Source organism: Methylobacterium sp. E-025, from assembly GCF_022829705.1.
GTDB lineage: Bacteria > Pseudomonadota > Alphaproteobacteria > Rhizobiales > Beijerinckiaceae > Methylobacterium.
Genome location: NZ_JAKSYR010000064.1, coordinates 1 through 914 on the forward strand (window position 1 = coordinate 1; position 914 = coordinate 914).

The 914-nt window shown below is 53.9% G+C and carries 1 protein-coding gene and 1 pseudogene; one reads left to right on the forward strand and one right to left on the reverse strand.

The features are described from left to right. The coding region (locus MKK64_RS06770; RefSeq protein WP_279593068.1) for a carbohydrate-binding domain-containing protein at positions 1–330 on the forward strand (330 nt) is incomplete at its 5' end. Positions 331–790: 460 nt separating this feature from the next. On the opposite strand, the pseudogene MKK64_RS06775 reads toward MKK64_RS06770, so the two are convergent. After that, a pseudogene (locus tag MKK64_RS06775) lies at positions 791–907 on the reverse strand (IS5/IS1182 family transposase); the annotation flags it as partial. Positions 908–914 lie beyond the last annotated feature (7 nt).

Consider the following 914-nt stretch of genomic DNA (forward strand, 5'->3'; position numbering starts at 1 on the left):
GACAGCTACCAGGGTGATCCGCACTTCCAGGTGCTGGTGGACGGCCATCAGATCGGCGGCACACTCACCACCAGCGCGTCGCATGCGGCAGGCCAGACGCAGGACATCACCCTCACGGGCCAGTTCGGCACGGGTGCGCACGACATCGCGGTGCAGTTCCTCGACGACGTCTACGGCGGCAGCGCGACGGCCGACCGCAACCTCTACGTCCATCAGGTCAGCCTCAACGGGCACACCCTGGCGGGCGACGCCGCCGACAACCATGCCGGCTACAACAGCGGCGGCGTCGCCAACATGTTCTACAACGGCAGCGTCGAATGGCACATCTGAATGTAAATAACATAGCCGAATGTACAGAAAGATGCATGATCGAATACTGCTCGAGTTCTGGGTTATATTTGGGTGTAATCTATTTCTGAGTGGTATTAATTTTCAGATTTATATTATGGATTGACGATGGGGCCTAGCTTGTATTAGAGCAGCCTACTGTCGACGAATTTGAATTAGAGTTTGTAATTATTTTCTTCAAATATTGGGGTACGCTGAAGACGTGGTCACCGTTCATCCAAAACTGATTATGAAAGATTGTACATGCGATGCAAGCCGATGGGAACGATCAGATAATATTAGATTGGGCTCTTACTGATGGCCTTGCAGGGCGTGAGGCTACGAAAAATCTTAGAGCGGCACGCTGAGCCTGTTTTCCCCTGCTCGAGGCAAATGAACATCTCCTGCAATGTCAAAATGCCTAGCCATCGCTAAGCACTCTTTTAAGAGTCCGTCTGGTAAGTCATGATGCTCGGCCGAGCCTTCGAACGAGGATCATGACGGCGGCGGCGTAGAGGAAGGCCTGGGCTGAGGCGAGGGTCGCCTCCGGGTCTTTCCAAAGGCGGCGGTTGCGGCTGATCTAGCCA